The organism is Aeromonas encheleia, assembly GCF_900637545.1.
Lineage (GTDB): Bacteria > Pseudomonadota > Gammaproteobacteria > Enterobacterales > Aeromonadaceae > Aeromonas > Aeromonas encheleia.
Window position 1 is genome coordinate 1,721,986 of sequence record NZ_LR134376.1, and the last position, 23,407, is coordinate 1,745,392.

The 23,407-nt window shown below is 61.0% G+C and carries 19 protein-coding genes and 1 riboswitch; of the genes, 8 read left to right on the top strand and 11 right to left on the bottom strand.

Annotation, left to right across the window (positions count from 1 at the left end; all coding sequences use genetic code 11):
* The first annotated feature begins 53 nt into the window (after positions 1-53).
* Together EL255_RS08175 and EL255_RS08180 are read left to right on the top strand one after the other, a co-directional pair.
* Positions 54-371, top strand: a complete 318-nt coding sequence (locus EL255_RS08175) for a heavy metal-binding domain-containing protein (RefSeq protein WP_042653452.1) — start codon at positions 54-56, stop codon at positions 369-371.
* Between the two features lie 164 nt (positions 372-535).
* Positions 536-1,546: a S66 family peptidase gene (locus EL255_RS08180; protein ID WP_042653453.1), complete on the top strand. Its 1,011-nt coding sequence runs from the start codon at positions 536-538 to the stop codon at positions 1,544-1,546.
* 66 nt (positions 1,547-1,612) lie between these two features.
* Here the strand turns inward: EL255_RS08180 and EL255_RS08185 are convergent, their stop codons facing one another.
* Positions 1,613-3,889, bottom strand: a complete 2,277-nt coding sequence (locus EL255_RS08185; protein WP_042653747.1) for an LTA synthase family protein — start codon at positions 3,887-3,889, stop codon at positions 1,613-1,615.
* Positions 3,890-4,145: 256 nt separating this feature from the next.
* Here EL255_RS08185 and EL255_RS08190 point away from each other — a divergent pair, with 256 nt between their 5' ends.
* Complete coding sequence (locus tag EL255_RS08190) at positions 4,146-5,234, top strand: protein kinase family protein (RefSeq protein ID WP_042653454.1); 1,089 nt, start codon at positions 4,146-4,148, stop codon at positions 5,232-5,234.
* Positions 5,235-5,326: 92 nt separating this feature from the next.
* Here EL255_RS08190 and lysC read toward each other — a convergent pair whose 3' ends face one another.
* On the bottom strand, positions 5,327-6,679 hold the full coding sequence (lysC, locus tag EL255_RS08195) for a lysine-sensitive aspartokinase 3 (protein ID WP_042653455.1): 1,353 nt from the start codon (positions 6,677-6,679) through the stop codon (positions 5,327-5,329).
* An 86-nt stretch (positions 6,680-6,765) separates the two neighbouring features.
* Positions 6,766-6,990: riboswitch (Lysine riboswitch) on the bottom strand.
* Positions 6,991-7,098: 108 nt separating this feature from the next.
* A complete protein-coding gene (gene argA / locus EL255_RS08200; protein ID WP_042653456.1) occupies positions 7,099-8,427 on the bottom strand; it encodes an amino-acid N-acetyltransferase in 1,329 nt (442 codons plus the stop codon).
* A 247-nt stretch (positions 8,428-8,674) separates the two neighbouring features.
* Here argA and msrA point away from each other — a divergent pair, with 247 nt between their 5' ends.
* The gene (msrA, locus tag EL255_RS08205) at positions 8,675-9,307 is read left to right on the top strand and encodes a peptide-methionine (S)-S-oxide reductase MsrA (protein WP_042653457.1); all 633 of its coding nucleotides are present in this window, start codon (positions 8,675-8,677) and stop codon (positions 9,305-9,307) included.
* Positions 9,308-9,581: 274 nt separating this feature from the next.
* Here the strand turns inward: msrA and EL255_RS08210 are convergent, their stop codons facing one another.
* The 3 genes from EL255_RS08210 to EL255_RS08220 are packed head-to-tail and all read right to left on the bottom strand — an operon-like array spanning position 9,582 to position 10,848.
* On the bottom strand, positions 9,582-9,917 hold the full coding sequence (locus tag EL255_RS08210) for a DUF3802 family protein (protein ID WP_042653458.1): 336 nt from the start codon (positions 9,915-9,917) through the stop codon (positions 9,582-9,584).
* A gap of 56 nt (positions 9,918-9,973) precedes the next feature.
* Positions 9,974-10,480: a GNAT family N-acetyltransferase gene (locus tag EL255_RS08215; RefSeq protein ID WP_170175999.1), complete on the bottom strand. Its 507-nt coding sequence runs from the start codon at positions 10,478-10,480 to the stop codon at positions 9,974-9,976.
* A gap of 11 nt (positions 10,481-10,491) precedes the next feature.
* On the bottom strand, positions 10,492-10,848 hold the full coding sequence (locus EL255_RS08220; RefSeq protein WP_042653460.1) for an MmcQ/YjbR family DNA-binding protein: 357 nt from the start codon (positions 10,846-10,848) through the stop codon (positions 10,492-10,494).
* Positions 10,849-10,956: 108 nt separating this feature from the next.
* Between EL255_RS08220 and EL255_RS08225 the strand changes: the two genes are divergently transcribed.
* Positions 10,957-11,748 (top strand): alpha/beta fold hydrolase, encoded by a 792-nt coding sequence (locus tag EL255_RS08225; protein ID WP_042653461.1) that lies wholly within the window; start codon positions 10,957-10,959, stop codon positions 11,746-11,748.
* Between the two features lie 337 nt (positions 11,749-12,085).
* On the opposite strand, the gene EL255_RS08230 is transcribed toward EL255_RS08225, so the two are convergent.
* The 4 genes from EL255_RS08230 to EL255_RS08245 all read right to left on the bottom strand — a co-directional run bounded on the left by EL255_RS08230 (position 12,086) and on the right by EL255_RS08245 (position 19,292).
* Complete coding sequence (locus tag EL255_RS08230) at positions 12,086-14,692, bottom strand: NB-ARC domain-containing protein (protein ID WP_170176000.1); 2,607 nt, start codon at positions 14,690-14,692, stop codon at positions 12,086-12,088.
* A gap of 407 nt (positions 14,693-15,099) precedes the next feature.
* Complete coding sequence (locus EL255_RS08235; protein WP_042653462.1) at positions 15,100-16,182, bottom strand: lipocalin-like domain-containing protein; 1,083 nt, start codon at positions 16,180-16,182, stop codon at positions 15,100-15,102.
* Entirely contained in the window at positions 16,179-18,587 is a 2,409-nt protein-coding gene (locus EL255_RS08240; RefSeq protein ID WP_042653463.1) for an ABC transporter permease, read from the bottom strand. The genes EL255_RS08235 and EL255_RS08240 overlap by 4 nt, the downstream gene beginning before the upstream one ends.
* Before the next feature lie 24 nt (positions 18,588-18,611).
* Positions 18,612-19,292 carry an ABC transporter ATP-binding protein gene (locus EL255_RS08245; RefSeq protein WP_042653464.1) on the bottom strand — a complete coding sequence of 227 codons (681 nt, stop codon included), beginning with the start codon at positions 19,290-19,292 and terminating at the stop codon, positions 18,612-18,614.
* 140 nt (positions 19,293-19,432) lie between these two features.
* Here EL255_RS08245 and EL255_RS08250 point away from each other — a divergent pair, with 140 nt between their 5' ends.
* The 3 genes from EL255_RS08250 to EL255_RS08260 all read left to right on the top strand — a co-directional run bounded on the left by EL255_RS08250 (position 19,433) and on the right by EL255_RS08260 (position 22,086).
* Complete coding sequence (locus EL255_RS08250) at positions 19,433-19,900, top strand: DUF4357 domain-containing protein (RefSeq protein ID WP_042653465.1); 468 nt, start codon at positions 19,433-19,435, stop codon at positions 19,898-19,900.
* Between the two features lie 165 nt (positions 19,901-20,065).
* A complete protein-coding gene (gene nhaD, locus EL255_RS08255; protein WP_042653466.1) occupies positions 20,066-21,496 on the top strand; it encodes a sodium:proton antiporter NhaD in 1,431 nt (476 codons plus the stop codon).
* A gap of 23 nt (positions 21,497-21,519) precedes the next feature.
* Positions 21,520-22,086 carry a pyridoxamine 5'-phosphate oxidase family protein gene (locus EL255_RS08260; protein ID WP_042653467.1) on the top strand — a complete coding sequence of 189 codons (567 nt, stop codon included), beginning with the start codon at positions 21,520-21,522 and terminating at the stop codon, positions 22,084-22,086.
* Positions 22,087-22,168: 82 nt separating this feature from the next.
* Here EL255_RS08260 and EL255_RS08265 read toward each other — a convergent pair whose 3' ends face one another.
* Positions 22,169-23,371 (bottom strand): Bcr/CflA family multidrug efflux MFS transporter, encoded by a 1,203-nt coding sequence (locus EL255_RS08265; protein ID WP_042653468.1) that lies wholly within the window; start codon positions 23,369-23,371, stop codon positions 22,169-22,171.
* Positions 23,372-23,407 lie beyond the last annotated feature (36 nt).

Consider the following 23,407-nt stretch of genomic DNA (forward strand, 5'->3'; position numbering starts at 1 on the left):
CCGGCCGCGGCTTTGGGGTAGTCTGGAACCCATTATCTCAGCTGGAGTTTATGATGATCCTCTCAACAACCCCCACCCTGGAAGGCAAGGCCATTCGCGAGTACCGCGGCATAGTGGTGGGCGAAGCCATCCTCGGCGCCAACATCTTCAAGGATCTGTTCGCCGGCATCCGCGACATCATCGGTGGCCGCTCCGGTGCCTACGAGAAAGAGCTGGCCCGGGCCCGCGAGATCGCCTTCGATGAGCTCAAAGAGCGCGCGCAGGCACTGGGTGCCAACGCCGTGGTCGGCATCGACATCGACTACGAGGTGGTGGGGCAAAATGGCAGCATGCTGATGGTTAGCATCAGCGGCACCGCCGTGGTGCTCTGACACCCGCGTCTCGATGACAAGCCGATGAGCCGCTCATCGGCTTTGTTGTTTCTGACGGAAAGTCGCCATTTGGCGCTATTTTTGGTCTCCTTGTATGTCGTAATATGGATCCTTTATCCCATGCCGACGCCCTGAGGGCGGCGCAGGACCAAGGAGCGGACCTTATGACACCCATCAAGCCCACGCGACTCAAGCGTGGCGACACCATCGGCTTTTTCTCCCCCTCCAGCGCGGCCACCGCCTGGGCGCCGAACCGCTTCGCCCGCGCCAAGGCGTATCTGGCGGCGCAGGGCTTCGCACTCAAGGCGGGCAGCCTGACTGGGGAGCGGGATCACTGGCGCTCCGGCTCCATCGCGGCGCGGGCCGAAGAGCTCAACGCGCTCATCCGGGATCCAGAAGTGCGCTGCATCATGTCGGTCATCGGCGGCAGCAACTCCAACTCCCTGCTGCCCTATCTCGACTACGAGGCGCTTAGAAGAGATCCCAAGATCCTCATCGGCTACTCGGATGTGACCGCCTTGCTGCTCGGCATCCATGCCCAGACCGGCCTGGTGACCTTCTACGGTCCGGCGCTGGTGGCCTCCTTTGGCGAGTTGCCGCCGCTGGTTGATGAGACTCTGGCCGCTTTCCTGGCGATCTGCGGGGCAGGGGAGCGACCCTTGCCGCACCGGCTGCCAACACCGACGCACTGGACCGAGGAGCGGCTGGATTGGGAGCAGCAGACCCGCGCCAAGCAGTGCCAGCCAAACCGGCTGATCTCGGTGGGCAGCGGCCGGGTGAGGGGCAGGCTGATCGGCGGCAACCTCAACACCCTGGCGGGGATCTGGGGCTCGCCCTATATGCCGCCGATCGAAACGGGGGACATTCTGCTGCTGGAAGACAGCCTCATGTCGGCGGAGACGGTGGAGCGCTCCTTCGCCCACCTCAAGCTGTGCGGGGTGTTCGAGCGCATCGGTGCCCTGGTGCTCGGCAAGCACGAGCTGTTCGACGGCCAGGGCAGCGGCAAGCGGCCGCTCGACATACTGCTGGAGCAGGTGGGGGAGCCCAGGTTTCCCATCCTGGCGGAGTTCGACTGCGCCCACACCCACCCCATGCTGACGGTGCCGCTCGGCATCGAGGCCGAGCTGGATCTGGATGCCCAGCGCCTGAGCCTGTGCGAGCCCTGGTGGCGCTAACGAGGGCTTGCCAGAGACAAAAAGAGGCCGCGGATGCGGCCTCTTTGCTTTCACCTTCTGGCAGGATCAGGGCAGGGCGTCGGCCCGGAAGCTGGCGCGGATCTGCGGCACCAGCGGCGAGGGATCGAAGCCCTTCTCCTCCCCCAGCACTGGGTGGAGCAGGGCCAGTTCCGGGATGGGGGTGAGGTCGCCTGCCAGCAACTGGCGGGTGGCCTGGCCCATCTGATAGAGCTGGCGCACCGGGTCAAACTGGCGCGCCAGCGACAGGGAGCCATCGTCGCGGGTGAAGGCCATCATGGGGATCTGGTAGGGGGCGTCGCGGGGCGGCTTGTCCCCGTGGATGCCCTTGCCCGCCGACATCAGGAACGGCTGGTGATCGCCAAAGGCCACCACCAGGTAGCGTTTGCCGGATTGATCCAGCGTCTTGAGCAGCCGCTCCAGGGAGGCCATGGCATCCACCACCCCGGTGTAGTAGGTGTTGAGCAACTGCCGATCGGCCGGGCTCTGATCCGGGCAGGCCTTGTCGATCTGCTGGGCCTGATAGCGATTGCCATCGAAGGGGCCGTGGCCCTGCATGGTGACCGCGTAGGCGAACAGCGGCTGGCTGTCCTGCTCGCTGCGCTTGAGCAGGTGATCGATCAGCGCATCGTCGGAGATGTAGAGCCCCTTGTGCTCCAGGCTGGTGAAGCGGGTATCGAACCAGCGCTCCTCATAACCGAGCGCCGGTATGGCCTTGGCGCGGCCCCAGAACTTCTCCACATAGGGGTGGGCGAACAGGGTCTTGTAGCCGTTTTTCTTCGCGCTCTGCGCCAGCCCAGGCACCTGCGCCGAGAGATAGTAGTAGGGCACCACCCCCTGCTTGAGCAGGCCCACCGGCAGGCCGGTGTTCATCTCGAACTCCGCCAGCACCGTCATGCCGCCGGTGGTGGGGGAGTGGATGGTCTTGCGCCACTGCGCCACCCCGGCGGGCAGGCTCAGGGTGGGGGCGGGGGCGCAGATCCTGCCTTGCCAGTCGAGCCAGAGCGACTCGTATTGCAGCACTATCACCAGATCGAAGCGCGGGGAGGGGCCCAGGGCCGACTGGACGGGATCCCGGTGACCGAGCTCGGGGGTACGCTCGTTGATCTGCAGGGGATAGCGGAAGACGTTGCCGCTTTGCAGCATCTCGTCCACCAGGTTGAACAGGTAGAGGCCGGGGCCGGAGCGGATGATGTCCCTGTGATAGTTGACCGCCCTGTCCACGTAGCGGACGTTGGCCCCCAGCAGCTTGTTGCCGGTCTGGGTGGCGAACACGCAGAGCGCGAAGAAGGCGGCGGTGGCGGCGACGGTGCGCAGCACCCAGCGCGACAGGGCAAAGCGCCAGCAGAGCCACAGCAGCAGGACGCCGCCCAGCACCGGCAGCACAGGATGTTGATCGAGCAGTATGTGCAGCAGCGCCATCAGGTTGCCGAGATCGTCGCCCCCGAGCGGCACCCCGTAGATGGCGATCTTCATGAAGTTGGCGAGCAGGCCTATGCCCGAAAGAGCCGTAAAGACCAGCCCCATGTAGAGATTGAAGCCCGCCAGGGCGCAGAGGCTCCAGCCCAGCACCATGCTGCCCCAGGCCAGGTAATAGTGCTCGGGCCTAAATCCTGACCAGAGCAGAAACTCCCCGAGCTTGAACACCACGAAGCCGTGCAGCAGCACGAAGGTGAGGTTGCCGAGCAGCAGGCTGCCAAACACCCGCGAGGCCATGCTGTGACGCAGCTGTGGCAGCAAGGCCCTGAGCACCAGGGCGCTGGCCAGCAGCACCAGCAGCAGGCTGGTCATCAGGTAGCTGAGATTGAAGCCGCGCTCCGGCAGGGTCTGCAGGATCTGGCTGTACTCGCCGCTCTCGGGTCGATCCTTGAGCAGCAGGCCGATGCGCAGCTGGTAACGGCTGTCGAGGGCATCATCCGGCGCCCGCAAGGCGCTGTTGAGATCCAGGGTGCAGCGCTCCTTGCGACATTTCTGCCGCTTGTTCACCGACTGACTCAGCTGATCGATGCGCTCGCCCCTGTCGTTGAGCAGCTCGACCCGCACCTTGTCCCCCTCCTGCAACGGCTTGAGCAGCTGCCATTGGCTGCGCACCACCAGGTAGAGGCCGCGGCTGTCACTCTTGTAGAGCAGGCTGTGGCGGCTGAGGGTGGCGAGCGGCTGATCGGCGGGCCCCAGGATCAGCGGCTGGGCACGGCCGAGCCAGCTGCCGGGGTTGAGCACCGGCAGGATGAGCGTCAGCAGCAGCAGCGCGACCAGCAGGCCAAACAGCAGCCTGGCCAGACGAGATGGCGGGGGGGAGCTGCGGCCGAAAACGGGGGCATTCATAGTGGGCTCATCCTTGGAGCGGGTGGGGTCGCTGCGGTGCGACTGCATCTATTTTGACCCGATGGTGATGGGCTTGTTCCTTGATGTCAATTTAATGACCGGAAGATGAATATTGTGTGACTGCCGCAACTTGCAAATTGTGATCCCGATCCAGGGGGCGAATTCATTCTGTGATGAAAGCGTCATCATGGCGCTTTGCCGCTGGTCTGCCTCCAGCTTGCTGCTTAGTCTCTCAATAATGGCTGGAGGTACATGTATGAATCCCAAGGTTGCGGCACGTCAGGCAAGATTGCTCCAGATGCTGGAGAGCAAAGAGGAGATCCGGATCGGCCGTGAGCGGGACTGTCCCCTGCCGCTTGCGCAACTGCTCAGGTTGACCGAGGCTCACCCGGCTGTACTCAAGATCTATCGCCACGGCCTCACCGCCGAGGTGTTCCATCTCAAGGTGGAGGGGCATCACTGGTGCCTGAAACGGCGCCGGCACGATTCCCTGGTGGCCAATGCCGACGGCAAGACCGCCTTTCTCACCGAGCTGGAGCGGCGCCGCGAGATCGAGGCCCTGCGCGAGCTGCACCCCACCATCCTCTCCAAGGTGGTCTGCACCAGCTTCGGCTCCGCCCGGGCCGGGGTGCTGGTCTCCCCCTGGTTGCGCGGTGCCCCGGTCAGCCAGCTGGATAAACGCAATCTGGCACAGATGCTGGCGGTCCAGGCGGAGTTGGCCCGCTGGGGCTGGTTTGACTGGGATCCGAGCCCGGGCAACCTGCTCGACGATGGCCAGCAGATAGCGGTGTTCGATTTTGGCTACATGTGGCCCTTCGATCCACGCCACGAATTCAACTCCAACGGCCTGGCCGACCCCCAGTTTCATGTACCCGAGCGGCTGGAGACCCGCACCCTGTCCGGTCTCTGGCTGGATGAGGCCGATCCCCTGCCGCTGTTTCGCCATTGGCGCGAGCTCTGCCTCGCCTGGGCAAGGGAGGAGTTGCAGCATCTGACCCGGGAGGGGGCCAGTGCCCCCGTGCTGGCGCGGTTGCAGGGCTTGCAGGCGGAGTGGCGCTCGGCGCTGGCGAGCGAGGAGGGGCTGGCCGCCAGCTGGTGGCGCGACATGTACCGCAGCCATCATCTCGACATCCAGGACGATCTCAGCGGCAAGAGCTGCGGCCCGCTCACCCTGCGCCGCCTCGACTGGCTGGAGCGGGCGGTGAGCGAACACTTCCCCCTGCTGGTCGACAACCTGGGGCCCGAGGAGGCCGGGCTCGATCAGGCTGGGCTAATGGGCAAGCTGGCCGGGCTGCGCGGGCAGATCCAGGCCAACCTGCTGCCGTCCTCTGACCCCTCGGCATGATGCCGATGCCATAGACCGCGCAGAAATAAGCAGAAATAAAGAGAGGGGCCTTGGCCCCTCTCTTTATTTCATACCGCTTATCCGGACTTGGCTCAGTCGAGCAGCTCCTGGTGGAGGCGGTTGACGATGTGGCCCGCCTCGCTCTCCTTGACCAGGAAGCAGAGGTTGTGGGCGCTGGCGCCGTAGCAGATCATGCGGATGTTGTGGTCACGGATGGCGTCGAACACCTGGCTGCCGACCCCGGCGGCCTCGCTCATGCGGTTACCGATCAGTGCCACCAGGGCGAAGTCGGTCTCCACCTTCACCTTGCACAGCTGCCCGAGCTCCGCCAGCACCTTGTCGCTCAAGATGGGTTCGCCGTTGCTCTGGCTGCCGGTGTGATCCAGGGTCAGGGAGACGCTCACCTCAGAGGTGGTGATGAGATCCACCGAGATGCGGTGCCGTGCCAGTATGCCGAACACCTCGGCCAGGAAGCCGTAGGCGTGGAACATGTTGAGGCTGTGCAGGGTGACCAGCACCTGCTGACGGCGCAGGGCCACGGCCCGGAACAGCGGGTTGGTCTGGGTGCTGGCGCGGATCCAGGTGCCGCCGGCGGCCGGATCCTTGGCGGAGCCGACAAACACCGGGATGTCCTGGCGCAGGGCGGGTTGCAGGGTGGCGGGGTGCAGCACCTTGGCGCCGAAGGTGGCCATCTCGGCCGCCTCCACGAAGCTGATTTCGGGGATGGGGCGGGCCCGGGTCACCAGCCGGGGATCCGTGGTGTAGATGCCGGGCACGTCGGTCCAGATCTCGATGCTGCCGGCATCCAGTGCCTCGGCCAGCAGGGCCGCGCTGTAGTCGGAGCCGCCGCGACCCAGGGTGGTGGTGCGGCCATCGGCATCGGAGCCGATGAAGCCCTGAGTGATGACGAGGTGCTCGCCGAGCAGGGGGCCCAGGTTGGCCTGGCAGAGTGCGCGGGTGGCGGCGAGATCCACGCTCGCCTTGCCGAAGCGGCTGTCGGTGCGCATCAGCTGGCGCACATCCTGCCAGTGGGCCTTGATGCCGCGTTGCTGCAGCAGCTCGGTGAAGAGACGGGTGGACATCAGCTCGCCGCAGGCGATGAGCCTGTCCGCCAGCTCCGCATCTGTGTGCTGGCTGGCCTGGCGGGCCATGGTGCGGATCTCGCCGAGCTGGGCGTGGATCAGGGCGCTCACCTCGACCGGCTCCCCCAGTGCGCTCAGGATGGCGTGCTGGATCCCGGCCAGCTTGGTCAGCTGGGCATCCTGTCCCGCCTCATCGAGCTCGCCCTGGGCCAGGCTCACCAGCAAGTTGGTGACACCGGCGCTGGCGCTCAGTACCACCACCCGCGTCGCCGGATTGGCCAGCACCACGTCGGCGCAATGGTTCATGGCCGCGGCATCGGCGACACTGGTTCCGCCAAACTTGGCGACGTTGATCGGGCTCATCATGTACTCCTGTCTTAATGTGAAAATCCGGTTTCATCAGGCAAAAGAGAGGAGGAGGCGAAAAATGGCAGGAATAGCGAAGGATCCCGGCCAGAAGCACTCCATCCGCGGTGCCCATCCCACACCAAACCCGCTGTGAATGCGGTGTGGGATGCACACGACCGATGACAACCCGGGGGATTCAGCCCCCGCAGCCGACGTGGCGATGTCCAGTCACTCGCCTCGTCTCGGCGCTACTCCCCCTGACCCAAGTTCGCAGGACGCTGGTGTCCTCCCTTGGGCTGCCTGGGCAGCGCTCCTCTTCTGGCTCCACCGCAGGCGGTGGAGTGCATTAAGAAATACCCTGCACTGGATTGCACTGTCAATCGAGTTTGTAAAAAACTTAAGAATTGGCAATAACCCGACACAAGATCAATCAGTTACGAGATGGTCTTGGACAAAACCTTGGAGCGGCGCTGCCAGTTGTAGAGGCGCTGGCGCTCCACCGGCAGATCCTCCACCTCCAGCGGCTCGAAGCCCCGCTCCCTGAACCAGTGGATGGAGCGGGTGGTGAGCACGAACAAGCGGCGGATGCCGAGCCGCTTGGCCCGCTCGGCCACCTTGGCGACCAGCTGATCGCCGCGGTTGGAGTTGCGGTACTCGGGGTGGATGGCGACGCAGGCCATCTCGGCCATCGCCTCCTCCATGAAGCAGTAGAGGGCGGCGCAGCCGATGATTAGGCCGTCGCGCTCTATGATGGTGAATTTGTCGATCTCCATCTCCAGCTGCTCGCGGGAGCGGCGCACCAGTATGCCCTCTTCCTCCAGCGGCCGGATCAGATCCAGGATGCCGCCGATGTCTTCGATGGAGGCGGCGCGCGCGCGCTCGGCGCTTTCGCGCACTATCTGGGTGCCGAGGCCGTCGCGGCTGAACAGCTCCTGCAGCATGGCACCATCGTCCTGATAGCTCACCAGGTGGGAGCGGGGCACGCCGCCGCGGCAGGAGGCGATGGCGGCGCGCAGATAGCGGGCGGTGCCGGACATCTCCTCACCCGCCTGCTCCAGCTCCACCAGCAGCTCTTCCGCCTGCTCGGGGAAGAGCTCGGAGATGGCCTCGCCGTGTCTGTCCATCACCCCCTGGGTGCTGCTGAAACAGATGAGCTTGTCGGCCTTGAGATCCACCGCCACTCGCCGGGCCACCTCTTCCGAGCTCAGGTTGAAGCTCTCGCCGGTGACCGAGCAGCCGATGGGGGAGATGAGCACCAGCCCCTGCTGATCCAGCTGGCGGCAGATCCCCTCCACGTCGATGCGGCGCACCCGGCCGCTGTGGCAAAAGTCGATGCCGTCGTCCACCCCGAGCGGCTGGGCGGTGACGAAGTTGCCGCTCACCACGCTGATGCGGGCGCCCTGCATGGGGGTGTTGGCCAGCCCCATGGAGAGCTGGGCGGTGATGTCGTACTGCAAACCGCCGCACACCTGCTTGATGATGTCGAAACTCTCATCGTCGGTGACCCGGATCCGCCTGTGGTATTGCGCCTCGATGCCGGCTTTGGCCAGCGCCTCGTCATTCTGCGGGCGCGAGCCAAACACCAACACCAGACGAATGCCGAGGGTCTGCAGCAGGGCGATGTCGCTAACGATGTTGGCAAAATTGGGGTGGCAGATGGCTTCGCCCCCCATCATCAGCACGAAGGTGGCACCCCGGTGCACATTGACATAGGGGGTGGATTGCCGAAAGGCATAGACCAGGCTGGGTTCGCGTTCACGCACTTGAGGCTTCTTCCATAAAAAAACAGCAATTCGCCCAATATATGAAAATAAATTCACAAATCAAGACTAAATATTGAATTGTCGGTTTTCTTTTGCCATTTTCTGCCGGCGAAGGGCCGACCCAGGGGCCGCGGTGCGCCCCGCCGGCGGCCGCACTTCGGTTGATCCCGCCCCATAAACTGTTATCTTCGAGGTGACTCTTCGTCAGCCCTGTGGTCGCACGGGTTTTTATACAAGGACAGGTGGTATGGAGCAGATTATTTCACCGGCAGAGGCGCTGCCGGGACGACGCGAGGCGCTGGTGATAGGCCAGCAGCATGCAGTGAATGGCCACCCGACCCAGGGTCCCTGGCCCGAGGGGATGGCGGTTGCCTGGTTTGGCATGGGCTGCTTCTGGGGTGTGGAGCGCCTGTTCTGGCAACAGCCCGGCGTCTATTCCACCGCCGCCGGTTATCAGGGCGGCCTGACCTCCAACCCCACCTACAAGGAGGTGTGCAGCGGCCTGACCGGTCATGCGGAGACGGTGCAGGTGGTGTTCGACCCCAAGGTCATCAGCTACGGCGACCTGCTCAAGCTGTTCTGGGAGCAGCATGATCCGGCCCAGGGCATGCGCCAGGGCGGCGATGTCGGCACCCAGTATCGCTCGGTGATCTTCTATGACGACGAGAGCCAGGAGGCCATCGCCCAGCAGAGCCTGGCCGCCTTCCAGCAGGCCATGGCGGCGAGCGGCGATGTCCGCGCCATCACCACCCGCATCCTGCCGCTGGCGCCCTTCTATTACGCCGAGGATTATCACCAGCAGTATCTGAAGAAGAACCCGGAAGGCTACTGCGGGCTGGGCGGGATCGGGGTCTGTCTGCCGCCGAGCCTGAATCGCTGAAGAGGGTAGAAAAGAGCGTTGAATGACGCTCTCTTCATCAGATTGAAAAGAATCTTTAAAAAATGTGTCATGGCCGGGAACTTACTTAATTGGACTTCGACTAGACTAACAAGCTAGCTACCATGGATGGCAGCCAAGACCAGACACATTTCTTGCCTCGATATTCATTCAACTTAGAAAAGCGCGATGAATTGGAAATGATAGCAAGCAGGGCTGCCCTTTGAGGCGGCCCTTTTCATTGGTGCGTTGAGGGGCGTGGGGAGGCCGGGGCGGCTCAGCCGATGACGCTGTCGAACAGGTTCTTGATGAGATCGATGAATTCGTCGAGGAAGGCCTGCTGGGCCGGGGTCGGCGCCCGCAGCCAGACGGCACTGAGCACCTCTTCCAGATCGGCGACCACGGCATCGGCCTCCTGCATGATCATGAAGCGCACCTTGGGATCGAGCTGGGGATTCTGCTCGCAGATGCGCATCAGATTGTCGGCGATCCGGCCGCTCACCAGATCCTCGATGCTCTGGGCGCCCGTGCCCTGCTGCTGGCCCTCGAACAGCCCCAGACTCTCGACCAGATACTCTACAAGCGCGTTATAGCCTTCGCTCTCTACCACCATGATGGTTGCCTTCATTCATTGATATGCGGAATTGGGCCGTATTTTAGTGGCTGGACCTAGCTTGGCAAGCGGCAGTAGAGGCGATGACGGACAAAACTGACTCCGCCGCGCTCCACGGTTTCCAATCCGGCCTGCTCGAAGCCATGACGCAGGAAGAGGCCGTGGCTGAAGGCGCTGGCCTCAGTGGTCAGCAGCCGCAGACCGAGTCGCCGCGCCCCCAGCAGGGCGGTCTCCAGCAGCAGGCTGCCGAGCCCCTGGCGTTGATGGGCGGCGCAGACATAGAGCAGGCTGAGGTGGCCGTCATCGCTCAGGGTGACAAAGCCGAACGGGATGCCCTCCGGTTCGCCCATCTGCTCTATGACCCAGCCGTGGTGCTCGCGCAGCTGGCTGGCGAGGCCGGGGTGATGGGCGCCGAGGGCCCATTGCTCGACCTGGGCCTGGCTGTAGTGCTCGGGGCCGCATCTTAGTACCGTCTGCTCGAACAGCGCGATCAGTTGGGGGATGTGCTCTTCCCGCAGCGCCACTATCTGCAGGGGGGCCGACTGCCCTGATGGGTGGCTCATCTCGTGCGGGCTCATCGGGCCGGCGCCTGCGGCCGCTTGGCCCTGGGCAGGCCGGCCACCACCCGCTCATAGGAGTGCAGGACCCAGCCCTGCCAGAGCTCGGTGGCCAGCGCCTCGCTCAGGGTCACCGTGTTCCAGTGCTGCTTGTTCATGTGCCAGCCGGGTTTGACTTGTGGGTGGATCTCTCGCAGCAGCAGGGCGAACTCCGGTTCGCATTTTAGGTTGATGGTCAGCGGATCGGCCTGCCAGTTCACCAGCGCGAACATCTTGCCGGCGATGCGATAGACCAGGAACTCAGGGCCGAACGGCGTATCTTCGGTGGCGCCGGGCAGGCTGAGCAGAAATTCACGCAAAAGAGTGAGCGTCATACAGGACTCCGTGCTGGTCCGATGATGAGTGACAGCATATTCAGCGGGGCGCCGCTTCTGTTAATATGCCCGCCGAGTATATCCCCCAACCCCCCGGGAGCCCATAAGATGTTGTACCACAAGACCTTTGAGCTTGGCCCCGAGCGGGATTGGGTGGTGTTCGTGCACGGCGCCGGTGGCAGCTCCTCCATCTGGTTCAAGCAGCTGCGCGCCTATCGCGAGCACTTCAACGTGCTGCTGCTGGACCTGCGCGGTCACGGCCAGTCCAACCAGCTGCAACAGGTGGTCAAGGGTCACTACAGCTTCAGGGCCGTGACCGAAGACATAGTGCGGCTGCTGGATCATCTGCGCATTCCCTCCGCGCATTTCGTCGGCATCTCCCTCGGCACCATCCTCATTCGAAGCCTGGCGGAGCTCTGCCCCGAGCGGGTCAAGAGCATGGTACTCGGCGGCGCCATACTGCGGCTCGACATCCGCTCCCAGACGCTGGTGCAGCTCGGCCGGGTCGGCCAGCACATCCTGCCCTACATGTGGCTCTACCGGCTGTTCGCCTTCATCATCATGCCGCGCCAGCACCATCAGGAGTCCCGCAATCTGTTCGTGCGCGAGGCCCGCAAGCTGTGCCAGCAGGAGTTCAAACGCTGGTTCCGCCTCGCCACCGAGGTGAACCCGCTGATGCGCTACTTCAAGGAGCGCGCCCTGCCGATCCCGACCCTCTACCTGATGGGGGAGGAGGATCATATGTTTATCGCCCCGGTGCGCGAGCAGGTGGCGCGGGATGCCTACAGCCAGCTTGCGATCATCGAAAACTGCGGCCATGTCTGCAACGTGGAGCAGCCGGAGCACTTTAATCGGCAGTCGCTGGCGTTTATCTCCACCCAGGCCTGTGTCCGCGCTTAATCCTTATCTCAGCAGTCCCTCTTTCAAGCCACGCCGTTAGGCCCACACCTGTGCCTGTTCGGCGTGGCTGTCTTGAAAGCGACAAGGGCTGATGACCCAGGATTAACGTTGTAGCCTGCCCAGGTGCCCGCCAATTGCCGTCAAGGCTTTAGCAACAGCCGCACTTGCGAGATAGGGCTGAGTCAGAGCGCCGGCATCCCCTATCACAGCATCCTCTATCTGGTCGATCAGGCAGCGAGAAAAAGAAAACCCCGGAAAATCAAGCTCTGCCGGGGTTTTCTCGTAAAACCTAACATATGAAAACTCTAAAGGATAATGTCGCGTATGTACCTTAAAATCATCTAGCTATAACCTCCCCCTTGTTAAACCTCAATTTAAGATTCTGGCAGTATCTATCGTCAGGGTCGAGAGCTAATCCTTGCTCTATAAGCTGGCGAGCATCATTTTTTTTATCTAAATGTAATGCTAGCCACGCTATCCGAGAAAAATCAACTGCATCAGCTTCAGACTTCCTTTTGTTAACTACATCATATATTTTAGATAGTAGCTCAGTTTTTACATCTTGGTTTTCGAGCTTTAATTCTTGCGTACTGAGCATATGATTGACTTTGTTAACAACGTTTGAGAGAACAGAAAAGTCTACTTGTAAGTATTGGGATGACTCAATGAGAGCGTGAACTTCATCAAAAGGCTCTTTTAATGAACGACATATTTCTGCCAAACTGTTCCATGCAATACATTTGTTTTCTTCTAGTTTTTCACTCTCTAGATATAAATATAGATATTTTTTTGCTTCTAACCACAAGTTTTCATCACTAGACTCATGAAGCCATCTTGATATCATTGGTAGGCACTCGTTATATGACATACCAATTCTTTCAAGAAGTTCTTTATTACTGGAATAGTCAATTGTCGGGTTTTCTAAGGTGGATAGGAAATGTTTAACATGAGGGGCTAAAGCAATTTTATTTATATCTGGTTTGGTTGGACCAAACCTTTGAAGCAGTTTAACATCTCCAGAAATAATGCTTTTCAATGGGCTAACATTAAGCTTTTTCTCACCAAACACTCTGGCTGTAAAGGGAAGTGATATAAAGTATTGGCTGTCGGTTCTAGATTGGAACTCCTCTGCCAATGAGTATTGAATGAGAGTGTCTATTGCTTTTTCAACTTCTAATGGGTCATCAATAGAACGCATTAGCACTGCTTCTAGTGCTAATCTTGATATAGCCGAGTTCCAAGAAGAAAGTGTTAAGAAAACCCTCTGGGTGCAGGGGTTTAATACTGAATATGTCCTTTCAAAAAGAGCAGTTAGGACCTCATCGCTACCAGCAATTATTTTGGGGAGCGACCCCTTCATTTGAGTTTTTGAAAGTTCTCCAAGCATTATTTTTATAATGTATGGATGTCCGGCTGATACTTTGAAAAGGTCCTCAATCTTACCTTTCGAAAGATATTTATCTACGCCTAACTGAGTAGCAGTTTGGATTATAAGCTTCTCAGATTCATCCTCAGTCATACCGTGCACATTTATTGGATAATCACCCTTAAATTCTCTTAGTCTAGTTGTTATGAGAATTTTATTCGGAAGGCGTATGTATGTGTCAAGCCACTTAAATACTTCCAATGGATTTGACGTTGTTTCAAAGTTATCAAAAACAAATAAGCATGGCCCGATTTCTGATTTAATTAGCTGATTTTGAAAGAAATCAATAGCATTGAGGTTTTTATCATTTGCTTTTTCTTTGGATAAAACAAGCTTTGCGTAATACAAGGAGATATCTTTGTTAGAGATTACATTTGCAGTGACAAGTTTCACGCCACTTGTATGAAGGTCAATATCTCTGGAACTGAACCAAATAATGGCATCAAATCTATTCTCTTTATAAAGTCTCGGGATAACTTTCAGTGCTAATGAAGTCTTACCTATTCCCCCTCTGCCTAATAATGTTATAACCGCCCGTCTGTCATCTAGTAGTAAGGAGTGTAGATCATCTTCCAGCTCTCTTCGTTCAATGTAGTCATATGAAAGATTTGGGACGTTAGTAAAAGTTCGGTCGATATTTAATAACTCTCCAACGCCCTCCGACTCACTAGGGGGAAGAACCCCCAAAGGAGCTAGAAATAAAGTCGAATCACCATGTTTCTTATCATCCGTCAAGTACGATATAAGCTCATATTTTTTGTTAGTGAACCCTCCATTTGCAAGATAAAAATCAGTTAAGTCAGGATCACTCAACAACAGAGGGATTTTCTTCAGCTCTCCTATAAATACATATACACCATCTTCTATATAGATATTATTGATTTTCTTGTATTGATCAAAAGTCTCTGATTTTTCTCCAATCTCTGTAACTCGATACTTTCCATTCAGATTTCTCTTGAGGTAGGCAGAAGGAACCTTAAGCAGAGTCAAGTTTTCTATAAGCAATAATAGACTTTTTTCTAAATGTGGTACTAACACTGAGATAGTGTTTGGAAGTAATGCTCCATGTCCACGAGTTTTATTTCTCAACTCAGTGAAAAGTTTAAACCAAGACTTGAGATCTTTCTTTTCATTATTTGTTGAATATTCTGCATTTAAAATATTTAGTGCTTTTTCAAGTTCATCAACAGCCTGAAATCTCCAGTCTTCACGAGATGTTTTCTTTGTTAGCTCTGCTTGAAAATTTCTAAATTCAGGAGACAGGTATTGTGAGGCGGTTCCTACTAATAAGTCATCGATAGCTTTGCTCCAGTCACCTACACCACTAGATCTTACTAATTCATAAAGTATACGATACTGGTGTCTGTCCTTATCAGAAATCAATGCACTTGTGCTAATCAAAGTAATTAGCTTTGTGATAGCCTCACCTGCGACTAACAAGCTAAAAAAATATGAGAAATCGGAGTCCTCTTTTGAGACTTCAAATTTACTCTGTAATTTCCACAAGAATTTTTTCAAAGTAGATTCCTTATTCTTAAGTTTGTAAAATATGTTGGGAATATTTCATATAAAGTTCATTGGATGTTGATCAATATAATGAGAAATATAAGTGGTCAATTTTCTTTGTTTAAATTTGCTCTATAGGGATTATTTGGTTAGCCACTAAGATAGCTACCGCACGGATTTCAGCTTCCGTTGTGCTGCCTTCAAGCAGAATTGAAGAGGATTGAACCATCGTCACTCCCTATCTGCTTTTGGGGCTCTGAGGGTCGGATGAGTAGGTTACCAAGTGTGTATCCCGTTGTTGAGCGAAACGTTTTACATGGGCGGGGGATTTAAGCGCATTTTTGATGGGGATCAGAAATCGAGGAGAGCAGGCAGCTCGAAACAAGGCATTATGCTGAGAAACAGGGTAGGCCGTTGGCTCAATACCCCGTCATTTCCAGATAGCCGACCCCCTTGGCATCTCCTTCCACAATCACAGCCCCCTCCCAGTAGTCGAAACGGCCCGTCATGGCCTGATTGGGCTGACGTGCCTTAATAACGAGATTCAAATCGGCGGCCTTAAGCTGCCACTCGACGGGGTAGTCTTGGCCCTTGGGGCCGCGCCAGGTTTTGCCCGGGGTGAGAACGATGGTGTCAGGCGACAGTAGCCGGCTGCTGCCGTCCGGCTCAATCAGGATGCCGTAGCGGTTCTCGGGCTGGTTTTCGGGATTGGCGCGGCCCGGTTTGGTGCGCAGGCGAAACAGCATCAGCTCGCGGCCATCGGCAAGTTGCAGCGAGAACCAGTCCCAGCCCGATTGCCACTCGGCCAATACCGAGCTGCTCCACTCGTGATCGAACCAGCCCTGACCGCTCACTTTGCGGGCCTCGCCATCGATGCTGAGGGTGCCCTCCAGCGCCAAGCGCGGGTAGGAATAGTAGAAGGAGGCGTTGCCCGGGCTCTTCTCGCTGTAACCCGCCTTGCCCTGCAGCACCGCGGGTTTGCGGGCACTCACCCGCAGCCTGAGCTGGCCAATTTCGCTGTCGATGTTGAGCTCTGCCGGGAAGAGCGCCGCCCCCTCGGACGTCAGTGCCCACTCCTTCAGCCAATAGTCGCCGCCACTGGCGCCCGCCAGCCCCGGCCCCTGGCGGCTGGTGCGCTCGTCTTGCAAGTGTTTGCCGGTGGCGAGATCCGTGATGGCGAACTGAGCCAGCCAGAGTTGGGGCGCAAGCCAGGGATTGTCCGAGGCAATCTGCCGCTTCATGCCCTGACGAAAAAGTGTCCACTGCAGGCCATATTCGCGCCCCTGCTCGTCTTTGAGGTTGCCGGTGAGATACCACCACTCGGAGCGGTAGTCCGGGTGGGCGTCGTGATCGGCAGGTAGCTGTATGGGTTGGTTGGGCAAGGCTTTTTTGAAGTGATCGCCGCCATCCCCCAGCAGGTTGCCGAGATCCTGGGCTTGAACACTGGTGCCTAGCACGGCAAGCAGGGCGGCCAGCAGGTTGGCCCGCAGTAAACACTTCATATCACTCTCCTTGCCGCATACCAGGAAGCCAGGGCTCCACACACCGGCGCCAGCAGCAGGGCCGTGATGGCGTGAGCGGGGGCGGGTTCGAAGGTGAGGGTCCAGCCGAAGGCGCGGGGGTTGACCACGGCGATCAGCACCCAGGCCAGGCCATAGCCCACCGGCAGGGCCAGCAGCGCCGTGAGTAGCCCCAGACCCGCCCCTTGCCACACCAGCAGCAGGCGGCAGCGGCGAGGGCTCAGGCCCAGACTCTGCAGGGTCTGCAATTCGGCGCGGCGGGCCAGCCCCAGCACCATAAAGGCGGAGCCGATCCCGACGAAGGCTATCCCTAAGATCAGCAGCTTGAGCAGCTCGGTGACCACGAAGGTCTGATCGAACACCTTGAGCGCCGCGGCGTGGATGGCGGGGGCGGGCAGCAGATTGAGCCGCTCGCCGAACTGGGCGCGCAGCGCATCGGCCAGCCGCTCGGGCGTCTTGCTAAAGAGCGCGAGGGACTGCACCGGTCCCTGCTCGAAGGCATGCAGGAGCTGCCCCTTGTCGCTGCCGTAATCCTGATAGACGCCGGTGACCAGAACTTGTCGTGGGCCTGCCTCATCCGTTATCTCGAGCGTCTGGCCCACCCTGACCCCGAGCCGCACCGTCAGCGGCTCGCTCGCCAGCACCTCATTGTGTTTTTCCGGCCAGCGTCCGGTCAGCAGGGGATAGGCCGCCTGGAGCGGCGGGATAAAGTCCATCTGGGCCCACTCTATCGGCTCCCCCTGCCAGCGGGCGGGCCGGACCGCACGGCGCGAGGCCAGCTCCACCAACCGGTTGGCGAGGATGGCGTCCAGGGTCTCTTGGCTCAGGCTGCCCCTGCTGCCCGCCGCTCCCTTGGGGGCGCTGACATAGAGATCGGCGGCGAGGCGCTGGTTCAGCCAGCTCTCCACGCTGCTGCGAAAGCTCGACACCATGACCCCGATGCCGATGGCCGCGGCGATGGCCAGTTGCAGCGCCATCACGGCGATGGCGGTGCGATCCAGATGATATTGGGTCTCGGCCACCGCCAGCCTGGCGGTCAGGCCGCTGCGGCCATGGCTGCGCAACTTGCCGAGCAGCCAGCGCAGGGCGTCCGGCAGCCAGAGCGCCATGGCCAGCAGCCAGCCGCCGGCGATAAGCAGGGCGCCCGGCAGGCCAGTCTGGGGCAGGGCGAGGCAGAGCGCGCACAGCAGCAGTATGGCCAGCGCCAGCAGGCGTCTGCGCCCCGGGTGGCTGGCGGGGCGGCTGTTGCCTTCGCGAAGGGCCAAGGGGGATTGGCGCAGCAGTTGCCACCAGCCGGGCAGGTTGGCGGCGAGCGTGCCGAGCAGGCCGATGGCGATGGCCTTGAACAGGCTGATGGGGGAGAGACGCAGCAGATCGATGGGATTGGGGCCGTAGAGATCCGCCAGCGCCTGGGTCAGCTGCCCCATCAGGGCCAGGGCCAGCAGGCTGCCGAGCAGCAGGCCGAGCAGGGTACCGAGGGAGGCCAGCAGCATCAGCTCCAGCCCCAGCCAGCGCAGCACCCGGCGCGGTGGCAACCCCAGGATGATCAGCTGGGCGAGCTGGGGACGGCGTACGCTCTGCACGAAGCGCTGGGCGTTGAACACCAGAAACAGCCCCACCGCCATGGCGAGCAGGGAGAGGGCGCTGAGGTTCAGGGCCAGGGCATCGCCGAGCTGGCTGGCATCGAGCGCCGGGCTGATGGGTTCGAGCCACAGGGGCTTATTGGGGAGATAGGCTTGCAGGGCGGCCTGCAGGGCGCGGGCCCGGGGATCCGTCAGTTTGAACAGGATGCGATCCAGCCGTCCGTCCTTGCCAAGCAGGGGCTGCGCCAGGCCTATGTCGGTGAGCAGCAACCGATCCATGGGCACTGGGCCCGGGGTGAAGGTGCCCGCCAGGCTGAGGGTGAGCCGGCGCTCGCCCAGCAGGAAGGTGCGGGACTGGCCCTGGCGCCAGTCGAGGCGCTCGGCCTCGGGCGCCGCCAGCCAGATGCTGTCGGCCCGGCCGAAGGGGGCCTCCGTCGCCTGGGGCGCCAGGGTAAAGAGCGGGGCCAGGGGGCCGGGATTGAAGAGATCCAGCCCCAGCAGCTGGAAGCTGCGACCCTGCTCGTCTTTGAGCCAGGCGTGCACCTGGGGCATGGCGTCCAGCTCGCGCTGGCCACGCACCAGCTTGACGTAGAGCGACTCATCCAGCCCGCCGCCCGGGGCCAGCCGATAGTTGGCATCCCCCGCCAGCTGGGTGCGGGCGGCGACGAAGTTGGTCTTGGCGCTGTGGTTGAGCAGGTCGATGGCGACCACCAGCGAGACCCCCAGCATCAGCCCGGTCAGGCTCATCAGCAGCAGCCAGGGGTGCCAGCGATAGAGCCGCAGCAGCGCCTTTAGCGGCAGCATGTGATGCCCTCAGGAAGAGAGGATTCAATCATGGCGTGGCCCCTTGAGCTGCACCAACTGACCCCCTTCGAGGCGCAGCACCCTGTCCGCCAGCGCGGCATAGGCGGGGTTGTGGCTCACCAGCAGGAGGCCGGCGCCTGTCTCCCTGACCGCCTCCATCATCAGCGCCATCACCTGCTCGGCGTTGTGCTCATCGAGACTGCCGGTGGGCTCATCGGCCAGCAGCCACTGGGGTCGGTGAATGAGGGCGCGGGCCAGGGCCACCCGCTGGCGCTGACCGCCGGAGAGCTGCTCCGGCCAGGCGTGGCGTTTATCCTCCAGGCCGAGACGCGCGAGCAGCTTATCCAGCACGGCCGGCTCGCGGGGCAGGCCGTTGATCTCCAGCGGCAGGCTGAGGTTTTCTTGCACGTTGAGGGTCGGCAGCAGGTTGAAATCCTGATAGACGATGCCGAAGTGGCGACCGCGCAGCCGGGCCCGCTCATCCGGTGACTGCCGATCGAGCCGGGTCTCCCCCAGCCAGATCTCGCCGCCATCGGGCGGGATCAGGCCCGCGATCAGGTTGAGCAGAGTCGACTTGCCGCAACCGCTCTGCCCCAGCAGCAGGCAGGTCTCGCCGGCGGCGAGGCACAGATCCAGGCCGTGAAACAGGGGCAGGCGTTCGCTGCCGTTGTCGAAGCTCTTTGAGAGGTCACGCAGGATCAGCATGGGATAACCGGTTGATGGTCAATGGCTTTCACTATGCCAGTTAGTGATCGGGCCTGCAAAAGGGATGAGGATCCTTGCTGGATCCCGCTCGCCAGAGGTGGTTAGAATAGGGGTCTCCATGGGGCACAGGATGAGCAAGGATGTTACACAAGCAAGTCAGTTTTATCATCGATAGCAAGGGCACCAAGCAGGCGGCCGTCGTGCCCATCGATATTTATAACGAGCTGATGACCCTGCAGAAGGCGCTCTCCGACAACAAGCCGGGGGAGCGCGAGCTCTACCACTTCAACGGCAAGGGGGCGGAAGCCCACGGTTATCCGGTCGGCAAGCGGCAAAATCCCGGCTTCATGGTGCAGGCCGGCTCCACCGCCAACGGGGAAGATGCCGCCTCCCTGCGCGAGGCGGTGATCGAGCTGCGCCAGGAGCTGCTGGCCAAGGGAGTGCTCAGCACCCGCAGCGAGGGCGGCCTGGTGTTCATCGCCGATCAGCTGTTCAACAGCCCCAGCCTGGCCGCCAGCCTGGTGGCGGGCAACAACAGAAGCGGCCTGGATGCCTGGCAGAACAGCGCCGGTTATACCCTCAAGCAATCCGGGTTCGGCAAGAAATAGCCCCGATATCGGGCCCTGTCCGGGGCCCTATTTGTCACGTTTCCACCCTGGTTGACACCGCTCATCTCCCCGGGCAGTGATGCCGAAAAGCCTGATATAAATACGATTTATTTTGATATCCGCTGCTAGCATCAATGCCAGATGGTTCTCAAGAGAAGAGCATTCATGTCTGGATCCCTGCGCCTCATCGCCCTGCTCGGGCTCAGTCTGTTTTCCTGCGAAAGCCTCGCCGACGGCGGCGCCATTCCCCTGACCCACAGCGGGGCGGGCTGGTTTGCCCTCGTCCTCTTCGTGTTCGCCTATGGCCTGGTGATGGCCGAGGAGCCCCTGCAGCTGCACAAGTCCAAGCCGGTGCTGATCGCGGCCGGCATCATCTGGATAGTGATTGGCATCGTCTATGCCGAGCAGGGGCTCGGCACCCTGGCTCACGACGGATTTCGTCACAACCTGCTGGAATATGCCGAGCTGCTGCTGTTCCTGCTGGTGGCCATGACCTATATCAACGCCATGGAGGAGCGGCGGCTGTTCGATGCCCTGCGCGCCGCCTTGGTGCGCTCGGGTTATAGCCTGCGCACCCTGTTCTGGCTCACGGGTATCTTGGCCTTCTTTATCTCGCCGGTGGCGGACAACATGACCACGGCGCTCCTGATGTGCAGCGTGGTGCTCAAGGTGGCGGGGGGGGATCGCCGCTTCGTCAACCTCGCCTGCATCAACATCGTAGTGGCGGCCAATGCCGGCGGCGCCTTCAGCCCCTTTGGCGACATCACCACCTTGATGGTGTGGCAGGCGGGCAAGGTGCAGTTCGGCCAGTTCTTCGCGCTCTTCATCCCCTCCCTGCTCAACTTCCTGGTGCCGGCCCTGCTGATGAGCCTCATGGTGCCGCGCCATGCCCCCCAGGTGCAGGATGAGGAGGTGGAGCTCAAGCGCGGTGCCGGTGTCATAGTGCTACTGTTCATCCTCACCATAGTGACCGCGGTCGCCTGCCAGCACTTCCTGCACCTGCCCCCGGTGCTCGGCATGATGCTGGGGCTGGGCTACCTGCAATTTTTCGGCTTCTACCTGCGCAAGACCCTGGCTCGCTCCCTGGCCCGCAAGCGCGCCCGCTATGAGCGCAGCGGCGACAAGGCGCGGCTGCAGCGGCTCGATAGCGTAGTGCCGTTCGACGTGTTCAGCCAGATCGCCAGGGCCGAGTGGGACACCCTGCTGTTCTTCTACGGGGTGGTGATGTGCGTCGGCGGGCTCGGCTTCATGGGCTATCTCGAGCTGGCCTCCCAATTCCTCTACGCGGGGGGCGACCCGACCCGGGCCAACGTCGTCATCGGCCTGCTCTCCTCCGTCATCGACAACATCCCGGTGATGTTCGCCGTGCTGTCGATGGATCCGGAGATGGTGACGGGGCAGTGGCTGCTGGTGACCCTGACCGCTGGAGTGGGGGGCAGCCTGCTCTCCATCGGCTCCGCCGCCGGGGTGGCGCTGATGGGGCAGGCCCGCGGCATGTACACCTTCTTCGGCCACCTCAAGTGGTTGCCCGCCATTCTGCTTGGTTATATGGTCAGCATAGGGGCACATCTGTGGCTCAATAGCGCCCTGCTTTGAGGCGCATGGAGAGGTGAAGGAAGATGGGACAGTTATTCGAGGCGCTCTCGCCACCTCATATCGCCTTTATCGAGGCACAGCAGATCTATTTCGTCGGCACGGCGGCGGAGCAGGGCACGGTCAACCTCTCCCCCAAGGGGGGCGACTCCCTGCGGATCATCGACCCCCACCGTCTGGCCTGGCTCAACCTGACCGGCAGCGGCAACGAGTCGGCGGCCCATGTGCTGCGCAACCCTCGCATGACGGTGATGTTCTGCGCCTTCGAGGGGGCGCCTATGATACTGCGGGCCTATGGCCAGGCGCGGGTGCTGCACCGCGGCGACCCAGGCTGGGAGGCGGCCATGGCGCGCTTTCCGGCCAGCGTGGCGGCCCGGCAGATCTTCCTGCTCGACATAGAGCGGGTGCAGACCTCCTGCGGCATGGCGGTGCCCCTGTACGACTATCAGGGGGACAGGGAGGCGCTGGCCAACTGGTCGACGCGCCAGGGCAAGGAGGGGATCGAGGCCTATTGGCGCAAGAAGAACCAGCTGAGCCTGGATGGATTCGAGAGCGAGATACTGGTGCGCAGCGGCCTTGAGGCCGATCAATAGCGCGCTCATCGGCTGCTCTTCATGCAAAAAGCCCTGTCCGATGGACAGGGCTTTTTCATGTCAGGATGACTGTGCCAGGCCATCAGGCCGTCGCGGCGCGCTTGCTGGTCAGCAGCCAGTAGCTCAGCGCCGAGCCAAAGCCGCAGCTGGCGATGGCGATGGCCATGGGCAGCGGGGACTGGGGCGGATTGAGGTTGACCAGGATGCCGACCAGGGCGCCGACGCCAAAGCGCAATGTACCCGCCAGGGCCGCGGCGGTGCCCGCCGACTGGGGAAAGTGGCCCATCAAGCCTGTCATGGCGTTGGCCCCCACCAGGCTGATGTGACCGACGAACAGCACCACCGGGATGACGATGCCCCAGAGGCCGCCGGTCTGGCTCCAGGCGTTGTAGATGAGCAGGGCACCGGCCAGCGGCAGCATGATCAGGCCGTATTGCAGCATGCGCTCGGCGCCCACCCCCTTCACCAGCCGGCTGTTGACGAAGGTGACCACCATCATCAGCAGGATGTTGAGGCCAAACAGCCAACCGTAGTGTTCGGTCGGTACCTTGAAATACTCGATGTAGACGTAGGGCGAGGCGCTCAGGAAGGCGAACATGCCGGAGCTCGACAGGGCGCCGCACAGCACATAGCCCATGGCGCCGCGGTGGGAGAGCACGCCCCAGTAGTTGCGCAGCACCTGGCCGAGCTTGAGCGGCTGCCGGTGTTCGGGTTTGAGCGTCTCCTGGATCTTCCACTGCATCACCACGCAGATGAGCAGGCTGATGCCCACCAGCAGCCAGAAGATCACCCGCCAGTTGCTGTGGGCGCTGATGTAGCCGCCCACCACCGGGGCCACCAGCGGCGCCAGGGTCATCACCAGGATGACGAAGGACATGGCGCGGGAGAACGCATCCTTCTCGAACATGTCCCGCAGCAGGGCGTTGACCACCACTGAGCCGGCCGCCCCGCCGGCGGCTTGCACCATGCGCCAGGCCAGCAGCTCCGGCAGCGACTCCGCCATGGCGCAGCCGACCGAGGCGATGGCAAACATGGAGAGACCCGCCAGGATCACCGGCTTGCGGCCGTAGCTGTCGGCCAGGGGACCGTAGAACAGCTGGCCGATGGCGAAGCCGCCGAGGAAGGCGCTGATGGTGAGCTGAGCCCCGTCGATGCTGGTGGCCAGATCCCGGGCGATGGCCGGGATCGCGGGCAGGTACATGTCGACCGCCAGCGGTGTCAGACCCGCCAGGGCACCGAGCAGGATAAACAGGAAGCGAGGGGAGAGGGCTATGGACTGGGGCATAGGGTATCCGATCGTGAGCGAGTGAGGAGTGCGCAA

Excerpts from the sequence above, each read along its gene's own strand:
- EL255_RS08260 (WP_042653467.1), top strand. The coding sequence starts at position 21,520 with ATGGGACAGTTATTCGAGGCGCTCTCGCCACCTCATATCGCCTTTATC.
- EL255_RS08245 (WP_042653464.1), bottom strand. The coding sequence starts at position 19,292 with ATGCTGATCCTGCGTGACCTCTCAAAGAGCTTCGACAACGGCAGCGAA.
- EL255_RS08175 (WP_042653452.1), top strand. The coding sequence starts at position 54 with ATGATCCTCTCAACAACCCCCACCCTGGAAGGCAAGGCCATTCGCGAG.
- EL255_RS08220 (WP_042653460.1), bottom strand. The coding sequence starts at position 10,848 with ATGACGCTCACTCTTTTGCGTGAATTTCTGCTCAGCCTGCCCGGCGCC.
- EL255_RS08215 (WP_170175999.1), bottom strand. The coding sequence starts at position 10,480 with ATGAGCCACCCATCAGGGCAGTCGGCCCCCCTGCAGATAGTGGCGCTG.
- EL255_RS08180 (WP_042653453.1), top strand. The coding sequence starts at position 536 with ATGACACCCATCAAGCCCACGCGACTCAAGCGTGGCGACACCATCGGC.
- EL255_RS08190 (WP_042653454.1), top strand. The coding sequence starts at position 4,146 with ATGAATCCCAAGGTTGCGGCACGTCAGGCAAGATTGCTCCAGATGCTG.
- EL255_RS08250 (WP_042653465.1), top strand. The coding sequence starts at position 19,433 with ATGTTACACAAGCAAGTCAGTTTTATCATCGATAGCAAGGGCACCAAG.
- EL255_RS08265 (WP_042653468.1), bottom strand. The coding sequence starts at position 23,371 with ATGCCCCAGTCCATAGCCCTCTCCCCTCGCTTCCTGTTTATCCTGCTC.
- EL255_RS08185 (WP_042653747.1), bottom strand. The coding sequence starts at position 3,889 with ATGAATGCCCCCGTTTTCGGCCGCAGCTCCCCCCCGCCATCTCGTCTG.
- EL255_RS08240 (WP_042653463.1), bottom strand. The coding sequence starts at position 18,587 with ATGCTGCCGCTAAAGGCGCTGCTGCGGCTCTATCGCTGGCACCCCTGG.
- lysC (WP_042653455.1), bottom strand. The coding sequence starts at position 6,679 with ATGAGCCCGATCAACGTCGCCAAGTTTGGCGGAACCAGTGTCGCCGAT.
- nhaD (WP_042653466.1), top strand. The coding sequence starts at position 20,066 with ATGTCTGGATCCCTGCGCCTCATCGCCCTGCTCGGGCTCAGTCTGTTT.
- EL255_RS08225 (WP_042653461.1), top strand. The coding sequence starts at position 10,957 with ATGTTGTACCACAAGACCTTTGAGCTTGGCCCCGAGCGGGATTGGGTG.
- EL255_RS08210 (WP_042653458.1), bottom strand. The coding sequence starts at position 9,917 with ATGGTGGTAGAGAGCGAAGGCTATAACGCGCTTGTAGAGTATCTGGTC.
- msrA (WP_042653457.1), top strand. The coding sequence starts at position 8,675 with ATGGAGCAGATTATTTCACCGGCAGAGGCGCTGCCGGGACGACGCGAG.
- EL255_RS08235 (WP_042653462.1), bottom strand. The coding sequence starts at position 16,182 with ATGAAGTGTTTACTGCGGGCCAACCTGCTGGCCGCCCTGCTTGCCGTG.